Annotated in this window: 20 protein-coding genes and 1 tRNA gene; 14 read left to right on the top strand and 7 right to left on the bottom strand. The window is 45.5% G+C overall.

Annotated elements, in window-relative coordinates:
- Nucleotides 1–183: 183 nt before the first annotated feature.
- The 4 genes from QUA36_RS11115 (at nt 184) to QUA36_RS11130 (ending at nt 4,053) form a co-directional block, all read left to right on the top strand.
- Nucleotides 184–954: a Uma2 family endonuclease gene (locus tag QUA36_RS11115; RefSeq protein WP_333163866.1), complete on the top strand. Its 771-nt coding sequence runs from the start codon at nt 184–186 to the stop codon at nt 952–954.
- Nucleotides 955–1,050: 96 nt separating this feature from the next.
- Complete coding sequence (locus QUA36_RS11120; RefSeq protein ID WP_333457387.1) at nt 1,051–2,175, top strand: DNA cytosine methyltransferase; 1,125 nt, start codon at nt 1,051–1,053, stop codon at nt 2,173–2,175.
- A gap of 73 nt (nt 2,176–2,248) precedes the next feature.
- Nucleotides 2,249–3,475 (top strand): AAA family ATPase, encoded by a 1,227-nt coding sequence (locus tag QUA36_RS11125; protein ID WP_333457388.1) that lies wholly within the window; start codon nt 2,249–2,251, stop codon nt 3,473–3,475.
- A 2-nt stretch (nt 3,476–3,477) separates the two neighbouring features.
- Nucleotides 3,478–4,053 carry a hypothetical protein gene (locus tag QUA36_RS11130; RefSeq protein ID WP_333457390.1) on the top strand — a complete coding sequence of 192 codons (576 nt, stop codon included), beginning with the start codon at nt 3,478–3,480 and terminating at the stop codon, nt 4,051–4,053.
- 21 nt (nt 4,054–4,074) lie between these two features.
- Here QUA36_RS11130 and QUA36_RS11135 read toward each other — a convergent pair whose 3' ends face one another.
- Entirely contained in the window at nt 4,075–5,310 is a 1,236-nt protein-coding gene (locus QUA36_RS11135; RefSeq protein ID WP_333457392.1) for a class I SAM-dependent methyltransferase, read from the bottom strand.
- Nucleotides 5,311–5,553: 243 nt separating this feature from the next.
- Entirely contained in the window at nt 5,554–6,738 is a 1,185-nt protein-coding gene (locus QUA36_RS11140) for an NAD(P)H-quinone oxidoreductase subunit H (protein ID WP_333163876.1), read from the bottom strand.
- Between the two features lie 57 nt (nt 6,739–6,795).
- Here QUA36_RS11140 and rsmH point away from each other — a divergent pair, with 57 nt between their 5' ends.
- The 3 genes from rsmH to QUA36_RS11155 all read left to right on the top strand — a co-directional run bounded on the left by rsmH (nt 6,796) and on the right by QUA36_RS11155 (nt 10,872).
- Nucleotides 6,796–7,698 carry a 16S rRNA (cytosine(1402)-N(4))-methyltransferase RsmH gene (gene rsmH, locus QUA36_RS11145; RefSeq protein WP_333457394.1) on the top strand — a complete coding sequence of 301 codons (903 nt, stop codon included), beginning with the start codon at nt 6,796–6,798 and terminating at the stop codon, nt 7,696–7,698.
- 565 nt (nt 7,699–8,263) lie between these two features.
- Nucleotides 8,264–9,937 (top strand): SpoIIE family protein phosphatase, encoded by a 1,674-nt coding sequence (locus QUA36_RS11150; RefSeq protein ID WP_333457395.1) that lies wholly within the window; start codon nt 8,264–8,266, stop codon nt 9,935–9,937.
- 512 nt (nt 9,938–10,449) lie between these two features.
- Nucleotides 10,450–10,872 carry an ATP-binding protein gene (locus tag QUA36_RS11155; protein WP_006633914.1) on the top strand — a complete coding sequence of 141 codons (423 nt, stop codon included), beginning with the start codon at nt 10,450–10,452 and terminating at the stop codon, nt 10,870–10,872.
- A 478-nt stretch (nt 10,873–11,350) separates the two neighbouring features.
- On the opposite strand, the gene QUA36_RS11160 is transcribed toward QUA36_RS11155, so the two are convergent.
- Nucleotides 11,351–11,785 (bottom strand): ketosteroid isomerase family protein, encoded by a 435-nt coding sequence (locus QUA36_RS11160; protein WP_333457397.1) that lies wholly within the window; start codon nt 11,783–11,785, stop codon nt 11,351–11,353.
- Nucleotides 11,786–12,123: 338 nt separating this feature from the next.
- Complete coding sequence (locus QUA36_RS11165; RefSeq protein WP_333163887.1) at nt 12,124–13,086, bottom strand: orange carotenoid protein N-terminal domain-containing protein; 963 nt, start codon at nt 13,084–13,086, stop codon at nt 12,124–12,126.
- 209 nt (nt 13,087–13,295) lie between these two features.
- Here QUA36_RS11165 and queG point away from each other — a divergent pair, with 209 nt between their 5' ends.
- From queG to QUA36_RS11190, 5 genes are all read left to right on the top strand, one after another.
- A complete protein-coding gene (queG, locus tag QUA36_RS11170; protein WP_333457399.1) occupies nt 13,296–14,234 on the top strand; it encodes a tRNA epoxyqueuosine(34) reductase QueG in 939 nt (312 codons plus the stop codon).
- A gap of 112 nt (nt 14,235–14,346) precedes the next feature.
- Nucleotides 14,347–15,477 (top strand): pentapeptide repeat-containing protein, encoded by a 1,131-nt coding sequence (locus QUA36_RS11175; RefSeq protein WP_333457401.1) that lies wholly within the window; start codon nt 14,347–14,349, stop codon nt 15,475–15,477.
- A gap of 27 nt (nt 15,478–15,504) precedes the next feature.
- Entirely contained in the window at nt 15,505–16,698 is a 1,194-nt protein-coding gene (locus QUA36_RS11180) for an SDR family NAD(P)-dependent oxidoreductase (protein WP_333457403.1), read from the top strand.
- A 279-nt stretch (nt 16,699–16,977) separates the two neighbouring features.
- A tRNA-Val gene (locus QUA36_RS11185) sits at nt 16,978–17,051 on the top strand.
- A 144-nt stretch (nt 17,052–17,195) separates the two neighbouring features.
- Entirely contained in the window at nt 17,196–17,834 is a 639-nt protein-coding gene (locus tag QUA36_RS11190) for an HAD-IA family hydrolase (protein WP_333451558.1), read from the top strand.
- 151 nt (nt 17,835–17,985) lie between these two features.
- Here the strand turns inward: QUA36_RS11190 and QUA36_RS11195 are convergent, their stop codons facing one another.
- A complete protein-coding gene (locus QUA36_RS11195; protein ID WP_333457405.1) occupies nt 17,986–18,813 on the bottom strand; it encodes an SWIM zinc finger family protein in 828 nt (275 codons plus the stop codon).
- Between QUA36_RS11195 and QUA36_RS11200 the strand changes: the two genes are divergently transcribed.
- The gene (locus QUA36_RS11200; RefSeq protein WP_333457407.1) at nt 18,787–18,936 is read left to right on the top strand and encodes a hypothetical protein; all 150 of its coding nucleotides are present in this window, start codon (nt 18,787–18,789) and stop codon (nt 18,934–18,936) included. The genes QUA36_RS11195 and QUA36_RS11200 overlap by 27 nt on opposite strands.
- 97 nt (nt 18,937–19,033) lie before the next feature.
- Here the strand turns inward: QUA36_RS11200 and QUA36_RS11205 are convergent, their stop codons facing one another.
- Both QUA36_RS11205 and QUA36_RS11210 read right to left on the bottom strand, forming a co-directional pair.
- Nucleotides 19,034–23,734 carry an SNF2-related protein gene (locus QUA36_RS11205; protein ID WP_333457409.1) on the bottom strand — a complete coding sequence of 1,567 codons (4,701 nt, stop codon included), beginning with the start codon at nt 23,732–23,734 and terminating at the stop codon, nt 19,034–19,036.
- Nucleotides 23,735–23,809: 75 nt separating this feature from the next.
- Nucleotides 23,810–24,004, bottom strand: a complete 195-nt coding sequence (locus QUA36_RS11210; RefSeq protein ID WP_333163902.1) for a hypothetical protein — start codon at nt 24,002–24,004, stop codon at nt 23,810–23,812.
- 217 nt (nt 24,005–24,221) lie between these two features.
- On the opposite strand from QUA36_RS11210, the gene QUA36_RS11215 reads away from it, so the two are divergent.
- On the top strand, nt 24,222–26,375 hold the full coding sequence (locus tag QUA36_RS11215; protein ID WP_333163904.1) for a polyribonucleotide nucleotidyltransferase: 2,154 nt from the start codon (nt 24,222–24,224) through the stop codon (nt 26,373–26,375).
- The last annotated feature ends 19 nt before the right edge of the window (nt 26,376–26,394 follow it).

Here is a 26,394-nt window from a genome sequence, read left to right on the forward strand (position 1 = left end):
GCCCAGTCTAGACCCCCTAAATCCCCCTTAATCAGGGGGATTTTGAATTCCCATCCTCTCCTTACCAGGCTCTGCCCGGTAACGCATATCCAGAGGTTCTGCCTCGTCATTAAGCCATTAACAGTAATCCCAAAAACCAAGAGATATAATTTAAACATTAAAACATTTAACCTCTGATAAACTATGTCTGTAGCCACTAAAAATTATGAAACACAACTCACAATCACCTGGCCGCTACTACCAGAAGATTTTCAACTACCAGACGACCCAGTGGAAGACGAAAGCGAACCATTATTAGCCGCCGCTTTGCGCCAGCCACTAACAGGATTTCCTGAATTAATGCAGGAGGCCTTAATTGTTTCCAACTTTGCCTTGTGTGCCGGCATAAGTTTCCCAGGTTCAAGCAGCGACGAACAGCGTATTATCTGTAAAGCACCAGATTGGATGTACGTGAAACCCGTTAATCCAAAAAATGTCTCGCAAGTCCGCCGTAGTTACACGCCACACACAGAAGGAACCATCCCCCAAATCGTGATGGAATTTCTTTCAGAAACCTATGGAGAAGAATACTCCGTAGAGTTTACCTCGCGGGTGGGAAAGTGGTTTTTTTACGAGCAAGTAATCAAAGTCCCCCGATACGTCATATTCCGAGCGAAAACAGCTCATGTAGAAGTTTACGCTTTAGAATCAGAGCGTTACAACTTGCAAAAACCTGATGAAAACGGACGTTATTGGATACCGGGATTAGACTTGTTTTTAGGAATGTGGCAAGGAACGCACGAAGGAAGGACAGGCTGTTGGTTGAGGTGGTGGAATGCAGAAGGCGAGTTGTTGCTTTGGTCGGAAGAAAGAGTAGAACAAGAACGCCAACGGGCCGATCGCGAAAAACTCCGCGCTGAAAGATTGGCCGAAAAACTGCGTCAAGCCGGGATTGAGTTAGATGACGAAGAGTGAAATATTAACCGATCGGTCGAGTTCGATCGTGTTTTGGTATGATGACACTCTTGTGGTGGGGGCATCCAGCCCGCCCTTGGCTAACTTTGCACTCCTATGTTAATCGAACGTCTCCAGGCGATCGCCTGGACAAAAAAACCGCGACTCATATCCTTATTTTCTGGTTGCGGCGGCATGGATTTGCCATTCCACCAAGCCGGATTTGAGGTAGTTTGGGCGATCGACTCCAATCAACACGCCTGCAAAACATTCAGCAGAAACATTGCTGATGTCATTATCAACGACAGCATAGAAAATATAGACATTGCACAAGTTCCCGAAGCAGAAATATGTATAGGAGGGTTCCCCTGTCAAGATTTCTCCCTAATTTGGAAACGCCCCGGACTTGAAGGAACCAGAGGCAATTTATATACATACTTTCTCGATTTTGTCAATAAAAAAAAGCCCAAAGCTTTTGTAGCAGAAAATGTCAAAGGCTTATTAAGTGCAAATAATTATCAAGCAATAAAACAAATAATTTCTGACTTTGAAAGTATCGCTCCGGGCTACTTAGTTAAACCTAAACTCTACAACTTTGCGGATTACGGAGTTCCTCAATTTCGCCAAAGAGTGTTATTAGTTGGCATTCGGATGGATACAGGATTTAACTTTGTGCATCCTCAGCCAGAATACGGTCAAAATCGCAAAAATTCCTATCGAACAGCGGGCGAAGCACTCAAAAATGTGGAAGCAGTTCTTGACAATAACCAACATCATAAAATTCAAGCCCGCACCGTTGAAATTTTAAATCGAATTAAACCGGGGGGAAATTTCTCTGATATTCCCAAGGATAGTCCATACTATGTCAAAGGCATGATCAGTCATGTTTATCGGCGAATTCATCCAGATAAACCATCATCCACAATCATTGCTGGTGGAGGTGGCGGAACTTGGGGTTATCATTATTTAGAACCGCGTTCTTTGACAAATCGTGAAAGGGCAAGATTGCAAACATTCCCCGATGATTTTGTTTTTGAAGGTTCTACGACTGAAGTACGGCGGCAGATTGGCAATGCAGTGCCGCCGCAGGGAATTGCTGCTGTTGTTGAGTCTTTGATTCCGCTATTTAAGGGGAATTATCCGCAAGTGGATTTATATGAAATGAGTAAAAAGTTGCAGGGTATGTCAATTCAAGAACGATTGAAATGGGCTGAATTAGAACCAAGTGAAAATATTTTATAATCAGCAAGTAGTTTATAGTACAATATTTCTAAATATTGAGCTAATTATGTAGCTGATAGAGTGAATATTCAAAATGCTGAAAGAACTTCATCTAAAACAAGTCGGAACCGCCCCCCAGTTCGATGTAGAATTTGCCGATCGCATTAATTTATTTACTGGCGACAATGGTTTGGGGAAAACTTTTTTGCTGGATGTTGCTTGGTGGGTACTAACTGGAAAATGGGCGGATAGTCCAGCTTGGCCACAGCAGGGACAGGGCAATTCCCCGGAAATCACTTCTCTTTTAAGCAATCAAAAAAAATCCGATAAATATCGAAGTCTGTTTAGTTTTTCCGAACAAAAGTGGTTAGACATTGGCAACTATTCTAGTTTCACAGGGTTAATTATTTACGTCCGTGTTGATGGATTTTCAGTCTTAGATCCTGCCCGTAATCGCTTAGCAGCTTATCACTTCAATAATTATGATAGTCTTTGGAATGGATTGATTAATTCAGAAGGAAAATTTATCTGTAATGGTCTAATTCATGATTGGGTGAACTGGCAACGTCAACCAGACAGATCTCAATTCCAACTATTATCTCGCGTCATTAAACAACTTTCTCCCGATGCTGATGAATGGATGGAACCGGGAGAACCAATCAGGGTTTCTGTTGAGGATGTGCGTGAGATTCCTACCTTAAATTTTCCCTATGGCAATGTTCCGATTATATACGCATCAGCGGGCATTAAGCGAATTTTAGGATTAGCTTATTTGTTAGTATGGACTTGCTATGAACACACAATGGCTTCTAAGTTGCGGCAACAAGAACCTCTGGATAAGATAATTCTTTTAATCGATGAAGTTGAAGCTCATTTACATCCACAGTGGCAACGATCAATCTTACCAGCCATCTTAGAAGTAGCAACAAACCTCGAAAATGAAATGAAACTTCAGCTAATAGCTACAACTCACTCTCCGCTGCTACTGGCCTCAATCGAGCCTGAATTTGATGAGGAGCAAGATAAGTTATTTTTGTTTGAGTTACAAGGTAAAGATGTAACTCTTAATGAAGTTCCTTGGACAAAACATGGCGATGCTGTTGGCTGGCTAACTTCCGATATTTTTGGGTTAAAACAGGCTCGTTCCCGCGAAGCAGAAATAGCGATTGAGGCTGCGTATACCTTCATGCGAGGAGAAAGCATGGAAACTTTTCCTGAATACCTCAGAACTAAGGATCAAATTCATCAGGAACTCCTGCGAGTTTTACCAGAACACGATCGCTTCTGGCCTCGATGGATTGTGAGCACCGAGGTTGAGTAAAGATGATGCGATTTATTCCGCCACCGGAACCACCGGATTTTGAGCAACAAGTGCGACAAGCCGGCAATAATTGGTTAGTTAAAAATCCTACTAAAGAACCAAAAGATTTTTGGTCTTCCTTCAAACCTCAATTAGCTAAAGAGTTCCAAAATCTTTGTGGCTATTCAGTTATGTACATACCGAGTCGGATGGGTACTGTAGATCATTATTTGAGTAAAAGTAAAGCACAAAATCGGCATTTGATTTATGACTGGAAAAACTATCGCTATGCTTTGCAACGGGTAAATAGCTGCAAAGGAACTTACGATCGACAAATTCTCGATCCGTTTGAAGTAGAAGATAATTGGTTTGAGATTATCCTGCCTTCTTGTCAGTTGGTTTTGACTGAGGCAATTCCTTCCCACGAGCGCGATCGAGCCGAATTTACCCTCAAAAAGTTACAGCTTCAGAATAGTGAATGGGTTATAGAACAACGTCAGGAGTGGTATCGGATGTATCTAGAGAACGAACTTAATTTAGAAGGGTTAGAAAAGAAAGCGCCTTTAATCGCTCGTGCGGTTAAAAAACAGCTTAATTAGTTAATAATCAATCTGAAATAATCACTCAGGCACCATCAAACCCTTCAATATTCTCCCCTTTTCCTCTTCCTTCAACCCCTTACACTGCACCAAAACCCCAAAACCCCCCAAACCCATCGGATCGATCAATTGATGCAAAGCTTCCCGGCGCCGCAAAAACGTTGCCAAATCCAATACTTCCGCATCATTTGTAGACAGAGAAGCAATACGATCGCCCAAACCCAACGCCATCAAAAATAAAGCCTGCTGAGTAAACCCCACCACATCCAAACCGCACAATTCACCCTGCTTTTCCAACGCCGTAAAATTAACATGAGCCGTTAAATCCTGCCGCCCCACATTAATATAAGGATTGCTGTGATATCGGTGGCGATAATAACACTGTAGCGTCCCCTCCCTGCGCCTCGGATTGTAATAGCGGTGCGCCGGATAACCGTAATCAATAGTTAACAAATATCCCCGCTGCAACTTTTGAGCAACTGTACTCATCCAGTCCAAAGCCGCCAAATTCACCTCACTGCGATAACCATCCCCATAAACACTCGCCGACAAATCGATGCTTACCAAATCCAAATATTCGGCAATTTTAGGCGTGCAAACTTCGCCAATTACTTCAACAAAGTTTATCTCTTCTTGTTCATTTTTTGGGGTTTCTGCGGCAACGTAAATCTCCCTAACTTGCCCTGATTCCAGAATGAATTGATGCACGGGCAAAGCATCCACTAACTCGTTAGAAAAGAAACAACCGACTATTGAATTATTAACTATGTCATCCCAATTACACCACTTAACACACTTGATATCACTTAACCTTTGGCGTTGTTCCGCTTGAAGTCCAGGGGCAACTTCAATAATAATGTATTCTAAAATATGAAAGAAATCGGGATGTTGCCGTTGCAGATATTGCAGCACATTGGCTGCAAAAGTTCCCCGCCCAGCGCCCATTTCTACGATCGCGAAATTTAAAGGTCGATCCTCTTCGAGGGCTCCGCTAACGAGAAATTCCCACATTTCTACAAACTGATCCGCCAAAACCTCCGCAAAATCAGCACCCCAATGAGACGACGTGATAAAATCGCCTTGTTTGCCGATCGACTGGCGATCGCTATTGTAATAACCGTGCTGCGGATGATATAATGCCAAATTCATATATTCAGCAAAAGTAATTCGCTGCTGCGGAGTTGCCGCAATTCTTTCGCAGATTAAAGCGCAGAGTTCCGGGTTGCTGTCATTGATATCTGATTGCTGAACTTTCATAATTTATCGAATCAAAGTTGATGTTATTTCCTTTGTGAAGGAGAGATTTTTTTTATTAACCGCAGAGGGCGCAGAGGGCACAGAGGAAGAGAGAAGAGAGAAATAAGATACATTTTAGCGACGTTAATAGCAATATTAATCGATATCCATCCGCGTTTATCCGCGTTCATCTGCGGTAAAAAAAATTCAACCCGGTTTCCACAAAAAAACCGGGTTAAACTCTCAGATTAAAACCGACCAAACCTACCTATCAACCGATCCCATAATAATGTCGATACTCCCCAAAATCGCCACCAAATCCGCAATTTTCACGCCGCGCACAATGTGAGGCAAAATCTGCAAATTATTAAAATCCCCAGTCCGAATCTTCCAGCGCCAAGGAAACACACTATCATCCCCGATAATATAAATCCCCAACTCACCCTTGCCGCTTTCAACGCGGACATAATGTTCGCCCTTGGGAATCTTAAAAGTCGGCGCAACTTTTTTGCCAATAAACTGATAGTCAAAACCATTCCATTCAGATTTTGGCCCGCTTTCGAGTCGCTTCGCTTCCAAATTCTCGTAAGACCCACCGGGGAGTCCTTTCAAGGCTTGATAGAGAATCTTAACCGACTCGCGCATCTCCCGAATCCGCACTAAATACCTGGCCAAACAATCGCCAGCAGCTTCGGTACAAACTTCCCAGTCGAAGTCGTCGTAACATTCGTAATGGTCAACTTTCCGCAAATCCCACTTAACGCCGGAAGCGCGCAACATGGGACCGGACAGTCCCCAGTTAATCGCTTCTTCGCGAGAAATAGTACCCAAGCCTTCAATCCGGCGGCGGAAGATTGGATTGTTAGTAATTAAACGTTCGTACTCGTCAATTTTGGGAACGAAATAATCGCAGAAATCTTGGCACTTATCTACCCAACCGTAAGGCAAATCTGCGGCAACTCCGCCAATGCGGAAATAGTTATTATTCACCATGCGATAACCTGTGGCTGCTTCCCACAAGTCGAGAATTGGTTCGCGATCGCGCATAGTATAGAAAAAAGGAGTTTGCGCCCCCACGTCTGCCAAAAACGGCCCCAACCACAACAAATGGTTAGCAATCCGGTTCAACTCCAGCATGATTACCCGAATGTAACTCGCCCGTTTGGGGACAGCAATATTCGCCAACTTTTCCGGCGCATTTACTGTCACCGCTTCGTTAAACATCCCCTCGGCATAGTCCCAGCGGCTCACGTAGGGCACGTACATCACGTTGGTGCGATTTTCGGCGATTTTTTCCATCCCGCGGTGCAGATAGCCCAAAACAGGCTCGCAGTCCACCACATCTTCCCCGTCTAGGGTGACGATTAGCCGGAGTACCCCGTGCATGGATGGGTGGTGCGGCCCCATGTTGAGCACCATCGGTTCGGTTCTAGTCTCAATTCTTGACATAATTAAATGAATTAATGATTACTAGCTATTGTTGATTTTTGTTTGGCTTTTATGATTATGAAGGATATCGAGCTCTCTGAGAAGGAGACCCTTGGATCAGATGTCAGTATTGACACCTATCACGTTCCAGTTTTGGGTCAAGAGTTAATTGCGGGTTTGGCTGTGCGTCCAGGCGGCCGATATTTGGACGCGACGCTTGGGGGCGGCGGACACACCAGTTTGATTTTAGCGGCGGCGGCCGATGTTACAGTAATGGCGATCGACCGCGATGAACAAGCCATCCGTTTTTGCCAAGCCCAATTTGCCAACTCGCCCGTTGAGTTTTGGCACGGCAACTTTGCTGAATATCAGTCCTCAGAAGCCGAATTTGATGGTATCATAGCAGACTTGGGCGTCAGCTCGGCTCAGTTCGATACACCGGAACGAGGATTTAGTTTTCGCCACCCAGCTCAACTAGATATGCGTATGAACCAGCAGCAATCTTTGACCGCAGAAGAGATTATCAATCACTGGGAAGAAGTTAAACTAGCAGATATTATTTACAAATACGGTGAAGAGCGACTGTCGCGGCGCATCGCGAGGCGGATTGTGGAAAGCCGTCCTTTTCAAACTACCACAGAACTCGCTGGGGCGATCGCCCGATCCTTCCCTCCCAAGCAGCGCAACGGCAGAATCCATCCGGCCACCCGTACTTTCCAAGCTTTAAGGATAGCCGTCAACTCCGAACTAGCGTCTTTAGATACTTTCCTCCACCAGGCGCCAAGGTGGTTAAAACCCGGTGGGAGAATCGGAATCATTACATTTCACAGTCTGGAAGACCGACCAGTCAAGCACCAACTCAGAGGAACACCCAGTTTGCAGGTACTGACAAAAAAGCCGATCGTGCCGCAATCCGAAGAAGTAGCTAGAAATCCCCGCTCTCGTTCTGCTAAGCTCAGACTGGCAGAAAGAATAACTTGATTCGGCAGTAGTAATATGCTTGCTGCAAAAAGTTCAGAGATTAGGGAGACTTGTATGCAGCAATCAAGTACGATTCGGCAAAGATGTAGGCAATAGCGCCAACAACCCACCACTAACCCTCCGGGTACAGTGGGGCTTGAAATACAGCCGGTGTTGACCAGACTTAGGTAGCAATACCTGCGTTAGTAGTAAGTGTTAAAATTCACACCGAGGACAGTGCCCAGCTAGTTAAGAACTCTGCAATCAGAGGATTAATTAGTCATTGGGGAGGCTGGTGTGTTTAGAAAAGTACCGACTGCTCACACGGTCGTTGCTCGTATCAAAGCGCGAAAGCTGACTCGGGAATTTTCCCTATTGAAGCGGCCTACCGAGGCGGGTTACAGTATCGAAAGCCTCTCATCTGTTGTGCGAACAGATGGTGCGAAAGGAATGCTCACCTTAAGGTAAAACGGGTTTCTTTAACTCAACTTGACGTAACTGATATGTTGCATATATCCAGCCCCCCTTTTCCTCCCGCCACCTTGCTGATTACAGCTATGGTGGGGGTTTTCAAGGGGGAAGAAAGATGAGTCGGGGAGATGGAAGCAAGCTGAAACTGATGGTAGTCGATGACGAACCCGACAACTTGGATTTATTGTACCGGACGTTTCGACGCGACTTTCAGGTTTACAAAGCAGATAGCGCCCTCAGCGCCCTGGAAGTTCTAGACGAACAGGGCGAGATGGCGGTGATTATATCTGACCAGCGGATGCCAGAAATGAATGGCACCGAGTTTTTGGGGAAAACTGTCGAGCGATTTCCCGATACGATTCGGATTCTGCTAACGGGATACACCGATGTTGAAGATTTGGTTGAGGCCATCAACTCAGGTCAAGTTTTCAAATACATCACCAAACCGTGGAATCCAGAAGAACTCAAATTGGTGATCAATCAAGCCTCAGATACTTACAAATACTACAAGCAGCGCAGCGTTGCATTGCGCCGCGCTTTACGCAAGGAATCTCTGTTCAATGAGGTAATGAGCGTGATTCGCGGGTCGCTAGATTACTCTAGTATGGTACAAACTATTGTTCAAACCGTAGGTCAAACTTTTGAGGCCAACTATTGTATGCTGCGGCCGGTAGAGACCGATCGACTATTGCCCAGTACCTTCCCCTACCAAGCCCAAACCGACGATGCCAGTAGCTTTTCTTTTGATGAAAATTTGCTGGTTCAAGCCGTAGCCACCCGCCAAACTCAAGTGAACTCAAACAGTGGGGGGAATGGTAACTCGGTTGAGATTGCCGTGCCCTTGACTTACCAGCAAGAATTGCTGGCGGTACTGGCTTTGTCCCAGATTGGCGGCACTAACCCTTGGTCGGCAGAAGATATAGAGTTAATAGAAGGTGTAGCAGCTCAAGCTGCTCTCGCCTTGTCTCAAGCTAAGCTCTACCAGCGCACTCTGGATTTAGCCAAGCAGATGCAAAATGAGTTGGAAGTGGCTCGCCAAATCCAAACAAACTTGTTGCGTCAAAGTTGGCCGGATTTTGAAACTGTCAGGGTGCAAGCTTGCTGCTATCCCGCGCGGGAAGTTGGTGGCGACTTTTTTGAAGTCTACGTCCACTCCCAAGGGGATATTTGGATAGCGGTGGGAGATGTTTCGGGTAAGGGAGTTCCGGCTGCTCTATTTATGGCGAGCGCGATTTCGGTGATGCGGCGGGAACTTTCCCAAGAAGTTTCTCCAGAGCCAGATCAAGTTATGCAGAACATGAATAGCAGTATGTCTGACGACCTGATCGGCAACAACCATTTTATTACAATGGTTGTAGCTCGTTACACTCCGTCAACGGGACACCTGGCATTTGCTAATGCCGGTCACATTTACCCGATTGTTTGGTCTCACTCGGAGGTCAAAGCTCAAGCTGCTAGCGGTAAAACGCCAGCCGAGCCTAATTTCCTGAAAGCTCGTGGCATTCCCTTGGGGATACTACCAGTTTGGAGAGGCAAAGCAGGTACGATCGAATTAAAGTCAGGAGATGTATTTCTGCTGACGAGTGACGGGATTACTGAAGCTACCGTGACCACTGAAGCGGTCGCAGGGGGTTTACCAACCCGTTCTATGCTACAACAAGAAGGGCTTTGGCAACTCTTGATTCAGGAACCTGGTTCTTTCAACTTGGACAATTTGTTGGCTCACATCCGAGCCGATAATCCCGTTCAGGAAGACGACCAAACCATACTCTCTCTGGAGGTTCTTTGAATCTGTCAGCGACTCCCGACGCATAGTCGGGGGTGAGAGCCGAAAAAACTTAAGCCCTGCTTGTTGACGGCCCATAGATTAGTCCTGCAAAGGACGGCGTTATCGTCAACAGTCAAAAACCACAGTAAAAAACCTAGCCGGCGATGGCGCAGCTAGTTTCCTGAATCGCTTTCCTGGGGGATTAAATACCTGTAAAGGGTTAAGGTAGAAGGCATTCGTCAGCAGAAAAAACCAACGCTTAAAAGCCAAGGATTGAAACACAGATTTTTTATACCTCGCTGCTTGCAGTCTCGGTGTAATTATCAATTGTTAAGGGGCTTTATGCCCATAACAAAAGTTTTCAACTATACTCTTAACTTCTGCCTTCTACCCAATGACGAATGCCTGATTTTTAAACAGAAAAGGCTAGTATCCTCCGAGTAGCGACAAGTATTGAGGCCGAATCCATTCGGCGCGTCGTGTTTCATACCTGGTGTGAAGACACAGGGTTTTCAAACTTACGGGATTTTTTTATGAATACTGAGCTTCATGTGCCAAGCGACTTGCGGTTTTTAACAATTGTTGAAAATTGGTTGCTGAGCAGTTTGGAAGTAGAGCTAGGAGAGCACGTCGATTGGCCGCGTCAGTCGAATCGTTTGCGCTTGGTGTTAGCAGAAGCCTATTCTAACGTGATCCGCCATGCTCACAAAGATCAACCCAATTTGCCCGTGTTAATTCGCTTGAATTTAAAAAATAGGGATATTGGTTTAGAAATTTGGGATTACGGTAAAGGTTACGAAATGGATACTTACAATCCCCCGAGGCCGGAAGCTAAACAGGAAAGCGGCTACGGCTGGCTGATTATGAGCAGACTTATGGATCGGGTGGACTACACTTTGCAAATAGACGGTCGCAACTGTCTAAAGTTGGAAGCGAGTTTGCCGGAAAAATCTTAATTAGTCATTAGTCAGGAGTGATTAGTGATTGGCAATGCACTTTTTGACTCGCTTTGGCTGTCTGTGGCACGGTGCGGTGACAGCCAATTTTTCGTGCAGTATCGTCCGCCCAAGGCGAGACTGTAAGATTGTAGGGGTAAAGTCCCGATGGAGCATCTCATATTTGTAAAAACATTTCTTCTGGCTCCTTCCTTCTTCCTTCCTTCTCTTTTCTCCTGGCTCCTGACTCCTGACTCCTAACTCCAATTTTGGGCTTGGCTGCTTTCATTGAGATGCTCCCAGTCCCGATCGCACCAATAGCCAAGAAACGGGATTTTTATACCGTGAGTGGCACTTCACCAAATATTTGGATAAAAACCGGGTTTCTGCCTTATTCTGGCGATAAAAAGCCGATTAACCTGTCAATCGCACGACTTTAGCTATTACGTGCGATCGACAGGTCAAACCAAAATAGACAATTTAAATGTGAAACAGCTTATCAAACATCAAATTTCGTCTGCGATCGCATATTTAGCAATTCTTGGGGAGAAGCTAACAGTTTGACTGTGACAGAAAGGATTTTTTGGTCAGAATTGAGCAAGAACAGCCATCCGACATTAACACCAAATGCGGAAGTCTGCACCCGGCCGCTGACCTGAACTTCTACTTGGCCATCTTCTAAAATTTGGCTGACACCTTTCTCGGGTTCTAGCTGCATTCCTCGCGCTTCTTTTTTAAGATAAGTGGCGATCGAGATGTTGCCGATAATTGGATCTTCAAACGGCGCGTTTAGAACCCCATCATCGGCAAATAAATTAGCCGTCGCTTCAAAATCGCCCGCGTTTAAAGTTTCAAAATATTGCAATACGGCTGGAATGGTGATGCCTGCAATCTTTATAGAGGTAGTTAAAATAGGTCGAGTTGTTGCGGTCATAAAACAAGTAATTTCAAATGAATGAGTATACTTTAATCATTATCTTTGCCGCAGCAAATCCCTCAAAAGATATAAGTAGGGTTAGGAAAATAATTCTCCTAAAAAAGGAGAACCGGAGAGCGTCATCGCAGCTTTCAGAGCGATCGACCAAAATCAATATTACTTCCAAAAAATCCAAGTATAGCCAAGTTGCCAACCCTGATACCATCAGTCATTTCCCATCCTTCAATTCTTGAATCTAAAATTTAAAATCTCAAATCTAAAATGATAGAAACCCAGACACCTAAAGGCATCTGGGTTTCTGGCCAAGCCTGTTTAACAGAGCCAACCAGAATATTCTATTTGCGGATCAAATTGAGCAATTCCTTCGGAGATGCCAACAAGTCGATCGCCACAAAGAAAATTTGACCTTGGGGATCGAGCAAAAACCGCCACGCGATGTTCATACCCACATTCGCTCCGAACCAGGGAGTTTCGACTTTGCCGGTGACTTTCACTTGGCGGTAGCCATCTTCTGCAGGTTCCGATAAGCCTCGCTCCGGCATCATTTTCAGTCCGATGCACTCTTCCCGCATATAGTTGAGGATAGCGTCGCGACCAACGATCGGCTTTTGGAAAGGCGGTTGCAGGGCACCTTCTTCAGCAAATAAACCGACGGCTGGGGTGAAGTCGAAGGCGTTCATGTAGTCGATGTAGTTGAGGACAGTCTGCTCGCTGATACCCTCAATTTGGGTTTTCACCCGCTCTTCTGGAGCGGTCGGAGTGCTGCGGGGGGCTGAGCGTTTGCCGTACTCTTGGCTGAAATCGGGGTCGTAGCCCATGTGAACTACGGTGTTGCGAAGTACGGTAATTTGCTGGCCGGGATCGAGTTTTTTGATGGTTTCGAGAACTGTGGTGGCTTCGGGAGACATTTGATAGCCAGCGGGGATCGGAGCTACAAGGCCCTGTTTCATCAACTGTCCCAACTCGTACCAGAAACCGAGTTTGGTATTGACGCGCAAAGAAGTGTAAATCCGACCAATTGTTGTGTCGGCGTTGCTGGCTAGGTCAAACATGGTTTTGCTTTGAGCAGCCGGCGACATTTGCTTGATTTCGCTCAGTATGCCTTCAACAAGCGCCATGCTGGCTACTCCCGGTGCTGCTGCGGTAATGGAAACGCCCATTTCGGTGTAGGCATACCAGAGCAGTGCGAGTTGGTCTTCAACGCTGAGTTTGTAGAACGCTTCCGTGGTAGCCGGAACAACGCTAGCGATCTCGGTGTTGGAAAAAATAGATTGAGCTGATTGAATACTAACTGCCATATGTATGCTGTGGGATTCGCTGTCGGTTTTACTTGCGTACTTGAATTAGCGAATCGAATTCTCCCTAAATTAAATTATGTAACATTTTTGACATTTTGGAGTTCAAACTTATAAATATAAAGATTGTAAAAGAATTATCAATACTGTACCAAAAATACTCTTAAAACTACTAGACTTATGGCACAATTTGTGCAGTGGTTTCTTACGTGATGAAAAAATCAATTAATACCGATCGCATTAAGCAAAAAGCCCTTGAGTTGGGATTTCACAAAGTGGGGATAGCCTCAACAGACGCGGATTTTGATTTAGAAAAACAAAGATTGCAAGCTTGGCTGGACAAGGGTTATCAGGCGGATATGGCATGGATGGCAAACCCGAAACGGCAGGATATTCGATCGCTCATGCCAGAGATGCAGTCATTAATATGTGTCGCCATCAACTACTACACGCCTCACCAACGCCCAGGCGCTTCCGAATATGCCAAAATCTCTCGCTACGGCTGGGGAAGGGATTATCATAAAATCCTGCACAAAAAACTGAAGGTTTTGACAAATTGGGTGCGATCGCAAGGCGAGGGAATTGAAGCGCGGTATTATGCTGATACCGGGCCAGTTCAGGATAAAATGTGGGCGCAGCGTGCCGGGATTGGTTGGATTGCTAAAAATGGTAATGTAATTTCCCGCGAATACGGTTCTTGGGTGTTTTTGGGCGAAATCTTGACTAATTTGGAGTTAGCGTCCGATGAGTCTCATACGGAACATTGCGGTACTTGCACTCGCTGTATTGAGGCGTGCCCGACGGGAGCAATTACTGAGCCTTTTGTGGTGAATGCCGATCGATGTATAGCTTATCACACGATCGAGAATCGAGCCGAAAAATTGCCCGACGAAATTGCATCTAATTTACAAGGTTGGGTAGCAGGCTGCGACATTTGTCAAGATGTTTGTCCTTGGAATCAGCGATTTGCGAAACCAACTGATGTGGCAGAGTTTGAGCCTTATCCTGAAAACATAGCACCGAAACTTGCAGAATTAGCCGACATCTCCGACGAAGAATGGAACCGCCGATTTACAGCTTCGGCGCTGAGGCGCATAAAACCCGAAATGCTGCGGCGAAATGCGAAAGCAAATCAAATCAATAGTCATTAGTCAGCAGCCAACAGCCAGCAGTCAATAGTCATTAGTCATTAGTCATTAGTCAGCAGTCAACAGCCAACAGTCAACAGTCAACAGTCAACAAATGACAGTCAACAAATAACAAATGCCAGCCAATGAACCCAAAGAATACGATGCAGTTTGGGGCGGTAAAAATCCACCTTTAATTCATGCTGCTGTCTTGGGCGGCATAGCACGAGTCAAGCAGCGTTTAGCAAGCCCCTCGGCTGAAGCAAGGCTGGCAGCACTTGCAGATGCCATCAAATACGGAGATGCAGGTTTAGAAGCAGTAACTGCTGTTTTGGACGATGCTGACGAGCGGGTGCGAGCTACTGCTGCTGCAGTATTGGCCAGGGAAGAACATATAAGTTTGCTCAAAAAAGATGCGTCGATTTGGAATAAATGGAGAGTTCAAAATCTACTTTTATTGGGTGGCTTTGTAGAGTTGAGTTGGGGAGATTTTAGCGGAGTTAATTTGGCTAAAGCCAACCTGAGAGAGTCAAACTTAGCAGGAGCGAACTTTGAATCTGCCAACCTGCGAGGCGCAAAAGTTTTTAAAAGTAATTTGGAAGTAAGTAATCTGAGAAATGCCGATTTGACGGGAGCTAACCTGAGCCGATCCAATCTCAGCGGCGCTGATTTGCAAGCAGCTAATCTCAGTTTAGCCAACCTCCGCTCGGTTAATTTTCGCGATGCTAATTTATCTCAAAGCATTTTGAAAAAAACTAAACTCTGCGGGGCGGATTTGAGCGGGGCAGATTTGACGGGTGCTGATTTGAGCGGGGCGGATTTGAGTGGGGCAAACCTGGGCGGAGTGAATTTTGCCAGAGCAAATCTGGCGGGGATTAAACTAATTAGATCTAATTTTAACGGCGGGAATTTTAAAGGGTTGGTTTTGGCAGGAGCTAATTTGCGGTGGAGTAAATTTGCAGGAGCTTGTTTTATGGGAGCTAATTTGCGCGGTGCTAATTTAGAGAGAACGGATTTGACAAATACTGATTTTTTTCAAGCCGATCTTACTGGAGCAAACCTTTGCGATGCTGATTTTAATAAAGCTACTTTGGCTGGTGCTAATCTGAGCGATGCTGTTGTGAAAAGAGCAAATTTCCTGAACGCATATCTCAGCGGAGCTACTTTTAATGGGGCTAATTTGAGCTGGTCTATTATGAAAAAAGCTAATATCGATAATCGGGGGATTTTTGCGGAAGCTAATTGCAGCGGATGTAGCTGGACTTGATATTCTTTACAGCCATATAAATTTAAAATGAATAAACTGCCGCGCTGTTTTGTGTGCAAGGAGAGTTTTCAAGAGCAACATTTTTTTTACCGTGGTTTGTGTTTGAAGTGCGGCGAACTTAATTTTGCTAAACGCAACCAAACGGCTAATTTGCATGGGTTATTTGCTTTGGTGACGGGAGCGAGAGTGAAAATTGGGTATGCTGTAACTTTGAGGTTGTTGAGAGCTGGTGCTGCTGTAATTTGTACTACTCGTTTTGCTCGGGATGCTGCTAGGAGATATGCTAAAGAAGCGGATTTTGCCCAGTGGTGCGATCGCCTGCAAGTTTATGAGTTAGATTTGCGGTATATTGCGGCCGTTGAGCGATTTGCAGAACACCTCGTCTGCTGCTATCCGCGAATTGACATTATTATCAATAATGCCGCTCAAACAATTCACCGCCCTCCTGAATTTTACCAGCATTTGATGGATTTTGAATCTCTGCCTTTGGATGCTTTGCCTGCTGAGATTCAGCCGCTGTTGGCGCTATCCTCTTCGAGGGCAACGCTTACGCACTTTTTGACAGACAATATTTCTGAGGATCTCCCCCAATCTCTCACAGACTCTGTTCCACATCGCAACAGTGAAATCCCCAGGGTTTTTAACTTGGATCAAGAGGCTCAATTATCACATTCATCTGATTTTAGTTTGTTTCCGCCCGGAATGTACGATCGCGACGGACAACAAGTGGATTTGCGCCCTTTCAACAGTTGGCTGATGAAGGATGATGAGGTGAGCATTTTGGAAATGTTGGAAGTTCACGTTATTAATGCGATCGCTCCTTTTGCGATTAACAGCAGGCTCAAACGGCTGATGAAAAAAATTCCTGAAGCTGGCAAATATATTGTCAATGTTTCTTCAAAAGAAGGGCAATTTAACAGTGACAAACCTTGGCGACATCCGCATACAAATATGGCAAAAGCATCGCTGAACATGATGACTCGCACCTGCGCTTCAGAGTATGCCAAACACAAAATTTTTATGAATGCTGTCGATCCGGGATGGATTAGTTTTCAGCACCCTTACCCTCAAGTTTTAGCGATGCAGCAACGCGGCGTACAACCTCCCTTTGATGCTGTTGATGCCGCCGCGCGGATTTGCGATCCAATTTATTTGGGAGTGAATGAAGGACGCTATTTTTATGGTAAATTATTTAAAGATTATGCTGAGTCGCAGTGGTAACAGTCATTTAATATTTTTGTGGCTTTTTCCACTTTCCATCAGTGGTATCAACTTAAGACTAAATTCCTTTCATACTCTCGCTTATCTCTCTGTCTCTATCCGCCTCGCATCCCCCTTAATAAGCGTGACGAAAGAGACTTCTTGTCTCCCGCTTAATAGGGGGGATTAGCGGGCAATAATCAGGGGGGAGCGAGACTCAGCTACAAGCCAGATAGATAATTTACAATTAATATTAAGTTTGATGTCAAAATTTTGCATTGAAAATGTATAATAAAATGGGGCAGTGTAGCTTAATGGTAAAGCGCTCGCTCGACAGGCGAGAGACAACCGTTTGATTCGGTTCGCTGCCACCAGCAACGTAGTTTAAATGATAGAATTCCTTGGAGCATACCAGGAGATGCGGGTGCAAATCCCGCCGTTGCGATCAATTTTTTTGACAAGCAAGAGGTAATGGGTAATATAGAAGTGATCCCTAGTTCCTTATTTGCTATTGTCCAATGACCAAAGTAATTATTTTTGATTTTGACGGTACTTTAGCAGATACAATCGATATTCTTCTGAGCATCACCAACCGTTTGTCAGCCGAATTGGGCTTTAAGTCGGCGACCAAAGAGGAAATCGCTCAACTGAGCAATTTAAATTCTTGGCAACTCCTTCAGTATTCGGGCATTTCTATCTTCAAATTCCCGCTGTTGATTAGAATGTTGAAATCAGAGTTACGCAGCGAAATTCCCAACATTCAATTATTTCCAGGAATTAAAGAAGTTTTACTGGAGTTAAAAGAAATGGGATTTCAACTGGGCATTATCACATCTAATTCCAGAGAAAACGTCTTGGCATCGCTGGAAAGAAACGGTTTGCAAGACACTTTCACATTTATTTACTCTGGCTCAACTTTTGGTAAACATAAAGTTATTAATAGATGGCTAAAAACAGAACATATAAATCCTAAACAAGTCGTTTATGTGGGAGATGAAATTAGAGATATAGAAGCTGCTAAAAAAACCGGAATTAACGTAATTGCTGTAGGTTGGGGTTTTAATTCTCAGGAGGCTTTGGCTGCACACAATCCCGATTTTTTGATTAAACACCCCCAGGAATTGATAGAGATTATGAGTAATTTGCGGGAAGTGTAAACTGAAATTGCCAAACGTAAGACTCGTCGGTTGAAATCTATTCTAGACAAACTCTCGTTCCAGCAGACAGGGACTAAAGAATAAAAGGGGTATTAAAGCCTGATTTGTTACCAGCCATAGTCCCTATTATCTTCTCTGCCAGGAAATTATATTAATCTCCTTCACCCCGTTTCAGTGCTGCTAAAACTGCTTGCTGGCTAACTGCTTGGTAGATTTTGCTAAAATGCTGCTTGAGTGCGTCAGATGCGGGCGATGATTTGCTAGCGGTTCCTTTTCCGTCGGTGGCGAGGGGAATTGGGCCTAAGATATCTAATACTGTTTCGCTGCTGGGTGGGGGTACAATAACTACTAAAGATGATTCTAGCTGCTGATTGTATTCCCAAAAGCGATCGACCTTTGGCAATTTAGAATTCGTAGTGGGGGCATTTTCGCCGGAGTTGAGTTGGGAATTTTCCTCTCCTTGTGTACCTCGTCTTTGACGGAGTGCTGTCAAGATTTGCTCTTTGGTTCTCCCCCGCATTTGAAAGAGTACGAAGGGGTCTTCACTGAAGCGATCGCCCAATAAGTAGTATACTGCACTGATGTGTTTGCAAGGGTTTTTGGGGTCAGGACAGCTACAGCGCGATCGAATATCTGACAAGCTTAACGGAAATAGCGTTTTGCCTGCTGCTGCAAATACATCTTCAATATTGTGCGGCATTTCTCCTGCTAGTAGTTTAGCTGAAAAAACTGCTCTTTGCGACATATTTTCAATCACATAATCCCAATCTTCATCGCTCAATGTGTCGAGTCCTAAAGAAACTTGATAGGGTTTGGGATCTGTTCCTTGAACTACGGCGATTACTTCTTGGTTAGGGAAGTTAATGCTGAGAACTTTACCTTCGCGCGCATATTGCCAGCCGCGTTCTAAGCGTTTTTTGAAGCGGTAGGTATTGATTAAATCTAACCACTGTTGTGTCCACCATTCTCTGTCAATCATAAGCCGAAGGAAGAAGGAAGAAGGAAGAAGGAAGAAGGAAGAAGGAAGAAGGAAGAAAGCTTTAGTTATCTGGGAGAGTCAGAAACCTGGTTTTTTACGAAAAAACGGGACTCTAACCTTTAATTCTGGTAATAAACCCGGTTTCTGTGGTCAGAGTGCGTAATTCCTCGGATTTTTGAGAACTAAAGTCCTCATGAGAAACCGAAGAAAATTAAACACATTATTCTTCTTCCGTTTCTATAATAGCATTGCGATCGAGAATTAGTAAATTGCGAAGTTGGTCTGTATCGAGTTCGGTGAGCCAGTTTTCACCGGCACTGACCACTTGTTCGGCTAAAGCTTTTTTGCTCTCGATCATATCGTGTATTTTCTCCTCTAACGTGCCCGTGCAGACAAATTTGTGGACTTGCACGTTGCGGGTTTGGCCGATGCGAAATACGCGGTCAGTTGCCTGATTTTCTACTGCGGGATTCCACCATCTGTCATAGTGGAAAACATGGGTTGCTCTGGTTAAGTTCAAACCTGTGCCGCCCGCTTTTAAGGATAATATCATAATCGGCGGGCCTTGGGGGTCGTGCTGGAAGCGATCGATCATTTCTTCCCGCTGCTGTTGCCGAATTCCTCCGTACAAGAACAAAACTTCTCGCCCTAAATGCTGTTCTAGATGCGGTTTCAGGAGTTTTCCCCATTCGGCAAACTGAGTAAAAATTAAAGCCCGATCGCCCTCAGCGATCACCTCTTCTAACATTTCCACCAACCGCTGCAATTTCCCCGATTCCTGACTCTTAATCTCCAATTCTTTCGGCTTAGCTTCTGCTTTCACCAGAGCCGGATGGTTGCAAAGTTGCTTGAGTTTTACCAGCAAAGCCAGAATCATTCCCCGGCGCTGAATACCTTCGGCTGACTCTAATTCAGCTATTGACTCTTCGACTATTTTCTGATATAATACCGCCTGTTGATTGGCCAGCCCGCAAAATACAGTCATCTCCTGTTTTTCGGGCAAATCTTGGATGATTTCTTTGTCTGTTTTCAGGCGGCGGAGGATGAAAGGCCGAACGAGCGATCGCAAAGTCTGCAATGATTCCCTATCTCCGTATTTCTCGATCGGAATTGCAAATCGGCGCTGAAAGAAATTGCGCGGCCCCAAATATCCGGGATTCAGAAACTCCAAGATAGACCACAATTCTTGCAGTCTATTTTCCACCGGAGTTCCCGTCAGCGCAATTCTAAAAGATGCCTCGATTTGCCGCACCGCTTGCGACTGCTTAGCCTCGGAATTTTTAATATTTTGCGCTTCATCTAAAACCAATCCTTGCCACTTAATGCCTTGAAATTCCTTCGCATCGCGAAACACCAGGGCGTAACTGGTAATTATTAAATCCTTTCCCTTAACTTCAGCCGCAAAGGCTTTGCCTTTAGCGCGTTTGTCTCCGTGGTGAACTAACACTTTTAGCGTCGGGCCAAATTTCTTGACTTCGCGCTCCCAGTTGCCCAATACTGATGTGGGACAAACCAGTAATGTTGGCGCTTCTAGGGCATCTTGTTCTTGTAAATGCAGCAGAAAAGTAATTAGCTGAATAGTATTGTGGCACAAGATATTATTGGCAACAAAATTGTGATGTTTGCCCACCTCAAAATCATAGACCCACCCGCTGTACTCAAAATCCTCAATTTCCTCTATTCTGCAATAAAATACTTCGCGATCGAGTATAAGTTGCAAATTTTCTCGGACACTATCTAGCTGCGCTACATTGAGATTTGCATAAGCCTCTAGGGTCTGATTCGTCCATTTAGAAGGCTTTAGCTGGCGGTACTCATGTTCTGCGGAACCACCAAGCACATTTTCCATACCTGCTACCACCTTTCCTAGGCTGATGCGGGAAAACTGCTGGGAACCGTTAATATAAACAGGATTGTGCATTCCGAAATGCCGTAGTGGCAGTTTGGTCATCTCCACTGCATCGGCAACAAGATCCGAAACCGGAATTCCTTCGACATTTGTATTGGCACTAACTTCGCAAATCTGCTCTAATTTACGCTGTTTTTCGGAATCACCGAAGCCAATTTCCTGCAAAAATATGCGCGCTGAGTTACCGCCGAAAGTGCCGATGTAATACGTGCGAAAAATACCGCTGCCATTGGTGGCGCGTTTCTGCTTAGTGGCGATTCGCAGCCAAATTCCAAAGCGCCGCAGCAGTGTAGAAAGTTGTTGGATGATTAAAGGCGAAGCGGTGCTAATTTCGATAGTCCGCATTTTAGGAATGACAGAACCTTCAGCATCAAAGTAGTTTTTGAGGAAAATTCGTATGCTGTCAAGATTGGCTTGCATGATAAATTGCGGGAAGCTTTTCTCGGCTGACAGCTTTCCCCACTCGTAGCCTTTAGCCTCAAGAAAGCTTTGGTACGATCGACTACACACAGCTAAATATGCTGCTCTTTCCTTACCGGGAGTACGAACAGCAGGATTATTTATTTTTATCCCATACTTTTTGCTTAAACGGTGAAGTGTGAAACGCAATTCTTCAAGAACTGCCACATCTTTCTGCGTTATTGTGAGCATTGCTTGATCGCGCTGCTCATATCCCTCAGCAATCTGCCAAGCCAGAAACTTGACCAAATCGGGATCTTCCGGCTTTCCTTCCCAATACAATTTAGCAGGAACGCAAACATAATCTCCAACCTTGAGGTCATTTGTCCAGCCATCGCGTCCTAACAATTTGTGGCGGCGGGTAATTGTGATGCTGCTACCATCTTGTAGTTTGATTGTTCGCAACTTTTCTTGCACTTGCTGGCGATAAAGTCGTCGAATAGTCGCCTGTACAATTTTGCCTGTTTCCTGATTTATGGAATTTACCAGTAATTGCTCGTTAGGTTCGGACCAAAAGCCCTCACCGTCGAATTCTGTTTTTCCGGCATAAGCTTCCCATATTTTTTCAGCTTTTTGTAAAAAACCATTGACAAAAAGCAAACTTTGTGGTAGAATGCACTTTCCCAATCCCATATCGTCCGCGAGACAAGCACCTAAACCCCAGCGTTCTAAGAATGCTAACCAGCCGGCTCCTAGCGCTTGATAAGGCCGCAATTGTCCTCGGAAACTAGCCGGAGTTGCGATCGCACTTACCGCTTGATTATCGCTCAAAGTATTCAACAATTCCTGAAGTTGACCCGTAGCCTCAAAATTCACCACAGGCAGTTTCTCGATCATCTGAGAATCGCCCGACGCCAAACGCAAAGCATCCTCCAAAGAAAGAGTCATTTGCTCTTTGCGGCTGGCAAAAAAAGTTTGAGCCGCTTTTACATCCGGCGCGCGCAACTCTACCCACTCGCCGTTAATTTCCACCAAAGGCGAATTCAACGCGATCAATCTGTCAAATTCTGCCTTAGAAAGGCGCTGTCCGCCGATCGTCAATTCCCACTTAAAATTTAGCAGACTTTGCAATCCCACCCCGCCTTTCGCCGGAGTCACTTTCGGAGTTTCCGCTTGAATGCTCAAACCCAAACGACTCGCCCAACCATCTGTCTTTGTCAAACTCGGCGGCAAAACTACGCCCAAGCCGCTATCAGCAAACCGCCAAGCTACAGACTTAATAAACTCGTAAGCTTGCAGCGGATTTAATTGGCAAGATTGAGGCCGCTGTGCTTGCAAAGTCGGTTCAATTAAGGGATAAAGTTTGGAGGCTAAACCCAAGCCGCTGAGCAAAGTTTCTTGGGGCAATTCTATTGTCCGCCCCGCATAAGCCAAACGCTCGACTGAGTTGTTCCAAATAGTTGTCGCGTCAACCAAAAATTCCGTTTCATCTGCAGCTTGCAAGCAATAATTTAAATTCCAGTTTGCTTTACCAGGAGACGGCGGTATGAGTTGAAAGCAAGTGCGAAATTGACTTTGTTGAGATAATTGGTTTTGCAGCGGTGCAGTCCAAGCACTCAGCTTGGTTGCCAAGTTTTCCAATGCTGCTGTTTCTACTTGCACAATCCCAGATTCCTGCTGCAAAGCTTGCAGCCAGTCGCGCACAGGAGAAACTGCTTTGATGTCTAAAGTAGAGCTACCAGCAGATCGCACTTGACTATCTACAATACTGCTCAAAAAGCCTAACACTAATTCCTCAGCCCCCCTCGGCAAATCCACCGCTAAAGGCAATTGACTCGATTCTTCTTCCTTTTCCCCTCTTCCTTCTTCCTTCTTCCTTCTTCCTTCTTCCTTCGATTGATATGTTCGGCAAGCAGTTGGCATTTGCTTGACAAAAGTGCCGAGGCGGAGTATGTCTGTGGAACTATCTAACAACGGTTGCCATTTCGCAATAGCAGAACCGTCGGACTGTTTCTCCAATCCAGGCAAGAATTTGCATCTTGCCAACAAATCCAAACTCCACCTAGCAACATGAGACCAAAAACGTAAATCTGAGCCAACAAAAGAGTCTGGTTCCGTGCTGTTAAGCGGTAGTGATTGCAAGAAAACAAAAGCTGCTTGAGGGTTGAGACAAAAACCCTCTACTTGCCAGGGATAAAGGTAAATTTCGTCGGTTTTAGCTGGTTCCTCAAGTGCTGCTGCTGAGTGCTGCGGCATCAGGTTTGCGTTCGATTCTGAGATTTGGGTGGGAAGTGCGATCGCCCGAATTTCCCTTTTAATTGAGGAGTTTGGGGCGGTAATTTCTGCGTTTTGAGTTTTGGGAGACCGCCTAGTTTTTTTGCTTTTTTCCGATGGATTTTCTGCGGTTTCCGGTAATTGCCAATCCAGTTTTCCCGACTGCTGCAAGGAATTTAGGAAAGTCTTAAATTCCGATTCTGTCATTGCTAAGGGATGCGGTAAATTTAGCCCCGATTCCCTGGTTTCAATTGCCCCAATTTTTCGCCAAGTTTCTCCCCAAATAAATAAGCAACTTGTTTCATTCTCTACGAGCCAACTGCCGTGTAAAATAGCCATATTTTTTTACCCTGATATTTGTATTTAAGTGCGAGGTTGACTACAGCATTTATATGGAATTTATGAAATTTTTATTTAAAACAAACCGAGGATATTTTGAGCCTGATAGGAATTAGGTAGAACCTGTATATTTAGGTGAGCCGTGCGGACCTTACCGCTTCTTCCCTGTCCTAGATAACTAAATCCTTCTTCCTTCTTCCTTCTTCCTTCTTCCTTCTTCCTTCTTCCTTCTTCTTCCTTCAACGTCCCAATTCCCAAACGAAAATTCATCGTACCATCTATGGAAGGCGTTTAGCGGGCGATCGACCGGAGAACCGACCCCAGACTGCCAAAAATAATTTTAGAGTATAAATGCTTAGAATCGAGACACAGAGAGTCGATCGCGACGCGATTATCCCTGTCTTTTGGCGTCGGACTCTCAAACATCCTGTGGTAATGTTACGATCCCGACAGAGAAAGAATGTGGTAGATAAGGAAGCAGTGCTACATGGTAGAGATAGACAAGTCAATATCCTTCGATGGACGGGATATTAGACTGAAGATTGGTTTACTAGCGCCTCAAGCAGGCGGTGCAGTTTTGATTCAGTCGGGTGACACGGCAGTTTTGGTGACAGCGACTCGATCGCAGGGGAGAGAAGGAATTGATTTCCTGCCCCTGTTGGTGGATTACGAAGAGAGACTTTACGCTGGCGGTAAAATTCCCGGTGGATTTTTGCGAAGGGAAGGGCGCCCCCCGGAAAAAGTGACTTTGACTGGCCGTTTGATCGATCGACCGCTGCGTCCGCTATTTCCAAGCTGGCTGCGAGATGACATCCAAGTTGTAGCCACAACGGTTTCGATGGACGAACAAGTGCCGCCGGACGTTTTGGCGGTGACGGGGGCTTCGGTGGCGATACTGCTGGCGAAAATGCCGTTTTACGGGCCGATGGCGGCAGTGCGAGTCGGTTTGGTAGGGGACGATTTCATCATCAACCCAACCTACAGCGAAATCAGAGAAGGCGAGTTGGATCTCGTGGTAGCTGGTTCTCCTGACGGAGTAATCATGGTAGAAGCCGGCGCCAACCAATTGCCGGAACAGGATATCATCGAGGCGATCGACTTCGGCTATGAAGCAGCCTGTGACTTGATTCAAGCCCAGCGCGAAATTATGGCGGAATTGGGCATCGATTTGGTGGTAGAAGAACGGCCATCGCAAGATTCGGCCCTGGAAACCTTCATTCGCGATCGCGCCCAAGAACCCATCCGCATCATTTTGTCAAGATTTGAAAAAGACAAAACAATACGGAATGCAGCATTGGACGAAGTTAAGGCAAATGCAGTCGAATCTGCGATCGCCGAACTCTCGGAAGACGATCCGGTAAAACTAGCCGCCACCGCCAACAGCAAGGCGATCGGCAACGTTTTCAAAGACGTTACCAAAAAAATGATGCGGAAGCAGATCCTCGAAGATGGCATCCGTGTAGACGGTCGCAAGCTAGACGAGGTGCGACCCGTTTCTTGTCGCGTAGGCGTGCTGCCGTCGCGAGTACACGGCTGTGCGTTGTTTAATCGGGGCTTGACTCAAGTGTTGTCCGCAGCTACCCTGGGAACCCCAGGCGACGCCCAAGACTTAGGAGACGACTTGCACCCGCAGCAAGACAAACGCTACCTACATCACTACAATTTCCCGCCGTTTTCCGTGGGAGAAACCAAGCCGATGCGATCGCCCGGACGCCGAGAAATCGGTCACGGAGCCCTCGCAGAACGCGCTTTACTGCCAGTTTTGCCATCCAAAGAAGATTTCCCCTACGTGATTCGCGTAGTTTCCGAAATCCTTTCTTCCGACGGTTCGACCTCAATGGGTTCAGTTTGCGCCTCAACGCTAGCATTAATGGATGCAGGCGTTCCCCTTTCCCAACCCGTCAGCGGCGCGGCAATGGGCTTAATTAAAGAAGGCGATGAAGTCCGAATTTTGACTGACATTCAGGCAATTGAAGACTTTTTAGGCGACATGGACTTCAAAGTAGCCGGTACCGACACCGGGATTACTGCTTTGCAGATGGACATGAAAATCAAAGGTTTGCCCTTAGATGTGATTGCCACCGCCATCCGCCAAGCCAAACCGGCCAGACTGCACATTTTAGAAAGAATGCTGGCAACCATCGACACTCCCCGCAAGGAAATGTCGCCGTTTGCACCGCGTTTGCTAACCCTGAAAATCGATCCAGAATTTATCGGTTTGGTAATTGGGCCAGGTGGCAAAACGATCAAAGCCATCACCGAAGAAACCGGTGTCAAAATAGACATCGAAGACGACGGAACCGTGACAATTGCTGGCAACGACAGCGAAAAAGCTCAGCGGGCTTACAACATTGTCCAAGGCATGACGCGCAAGTTGAATGCAGGAGATGTGTATGTTGGCCGCGTAACTCGAATTATTCCGATCGGCGCTTTTGTGGAAATTTTGCCCGGAAAAGAAGGAATGATTCACATTTCCCAGTTAGCCGACTACCGCGTTGGCAAAGTGGAAGACGAGTTAGCTGTGAACGATGAAGTGATTGTCAAAGTGCGAGAAATTGACAATAAAGGTCGAATTAATTTGACCCGCTTGAATATTCATCCCGACGAAGCGGTAGCCGCCCGCGAAGCGCTGAATAAATAGTTTACGGTTGGTAATTGGT

This window comes from Microcoleus sp. Pol10D4 (assembly GCF_036701555.1).
Taxonomy (GTDB): Bacteria; Cyanobacteriota; Cyanobacteriia; order Cyanobacteriales; family Microcoleaceae; genus Microcoleus.

Excerpts from the sequence above, each read along its gene's own strand:
- QUA36_RS11115 (WP_333163866.1), top strand. The coding sequence starts at position 184 with ATGTCTGTAGCCACTAAAAATTATGAAACACAACTCACAATCACCTGG.
- QUA36_RS11120 (WP_333457387.1), top strand. The coding sequence starts at position 1,051 with ATGTTAATCGAACGTCTCCAGGCGATCGCCTGGACAAAAAAACCGCGA.
- QUA36_RS11125 (WP_333457388.1), top strand. The coding sequence starts at position 2,249 with ATGCTGAAAGAACTTCATCTAAAACAAGTCGGAACCGCCCCCCAGTTC.
- QUA36_RS11130 (WP_333457390.1), top strand. The coding sequence starts at position 3,478 with ATGATGCGATTTATTCCGCCACCGGAACCACCGGATTTTGAGCAACAA.
- QUA36_RS11135 (WP_333457392.1), bottom strand. The coding sequence starts at position 5,310 with ATGAAAGTTCAGCAATCAGATATCAATGACAGCAACCCGGAACTCTGC.
- QUA36_RS11140 (WP_333163876.1), bottom strand. The coding sequence starts at position 6,738 with ATGTCAAGAATTGAGACTAGAACCGAACCGATGGTGCTCAACATGGGG.
- rsmH (WP_333457394.1), top strand. The coding sequence starts at position 6,796 with ATGAAGGATATCGAGCTCTCTGAGAAGGAGACCCTTGGATCAGATGTC.
- QUA36_RS11150 (WP_333457395.1), top strand. The coding sequence starts at position 8,264 with ATGAGTCGGGGAGATGGAAGCAAGCTGAAACTGATGGTAGTCGATGAC.
- QUA36_RS11155 (WP_006633914.1), top strand. The coding sequence starts at position 10,450 with ATGAATACTGAGCTTCATGTGCCAAGCGACTTGCGGTTTTTAACAATT.
- QUA36_RS11160 (WP_333457397.1), bottom strand. The coding sequence starts at position 11,785 with ATGACCGCAACAACTCGACCTATTTTAACTACCTCTATAAAGATTGCA.
- QUA36_RS11165 (WP_333163887.1), bottom strand. The coding sequence starts at position 13,086 with ATGGCAGTTAGTATTCAATCAGCTCAATCTATTTTTTCCAACACCGAG.
- queG (WP_333457399.1), top strand. The coding sequence starts at position 13,296 with ATGAAAAAATCAATTAATACCGATCGCATTAAGCAAAAAGCCCTTGAG.
- QUA36_RS11175 (WP_333457401.1), top strand. The coding sequence starts at position 14,347 with ATGCCAGCCAATGAACCCAAAGAATACGATGCAGTTTGGGGCGGTAAA.
- QUA36_RS11180 (WP_333457403.1), top strand. The coding sequence starts at position 15,505 with ATGAATAAACTGCCGCGCTGTTTTGTGTGCAAGGAGAGTTTTCAAGAG.
- QUA36_RS11190 (WP_333451558.1), top strand. The coding sequence starts at position 17,196 with ATGACCAAAGTAATTATTTTTGATTTTGACGGTACTTTAGCAGATACA.
- QUA36_RS11195 (WP_333457405.1), bottom strand. The coding sequence starts at position 18,813 with ATGATTGACAGAGAATGGTGGACACAACAGTGGTTAGATTTAATCAAT.
- QUA36_RS11205 (WP_333457409.1), bottom strand. The coding sequence starts at position 23,734 with ATGGCTATTTTACACGGCAGTTGGCTCGTAGAGAATGAAACAAGTTGC.
- QUA36_RS11210 (WP_333163902.1), bottom strand. The coding sequence starts at position 24,004 with ATGAATTTTCGTTTGGGAATTGGGACGTTGAAGGAAGAAGAAGGAAGA.
- QUA36_RS11215 (WP_333163904.1), top strand. The coding sequence starts at position 24,222 with ATGGTAGAGATAGACAAGTCAATATCCTTCGATGGACGGGATATTAGA.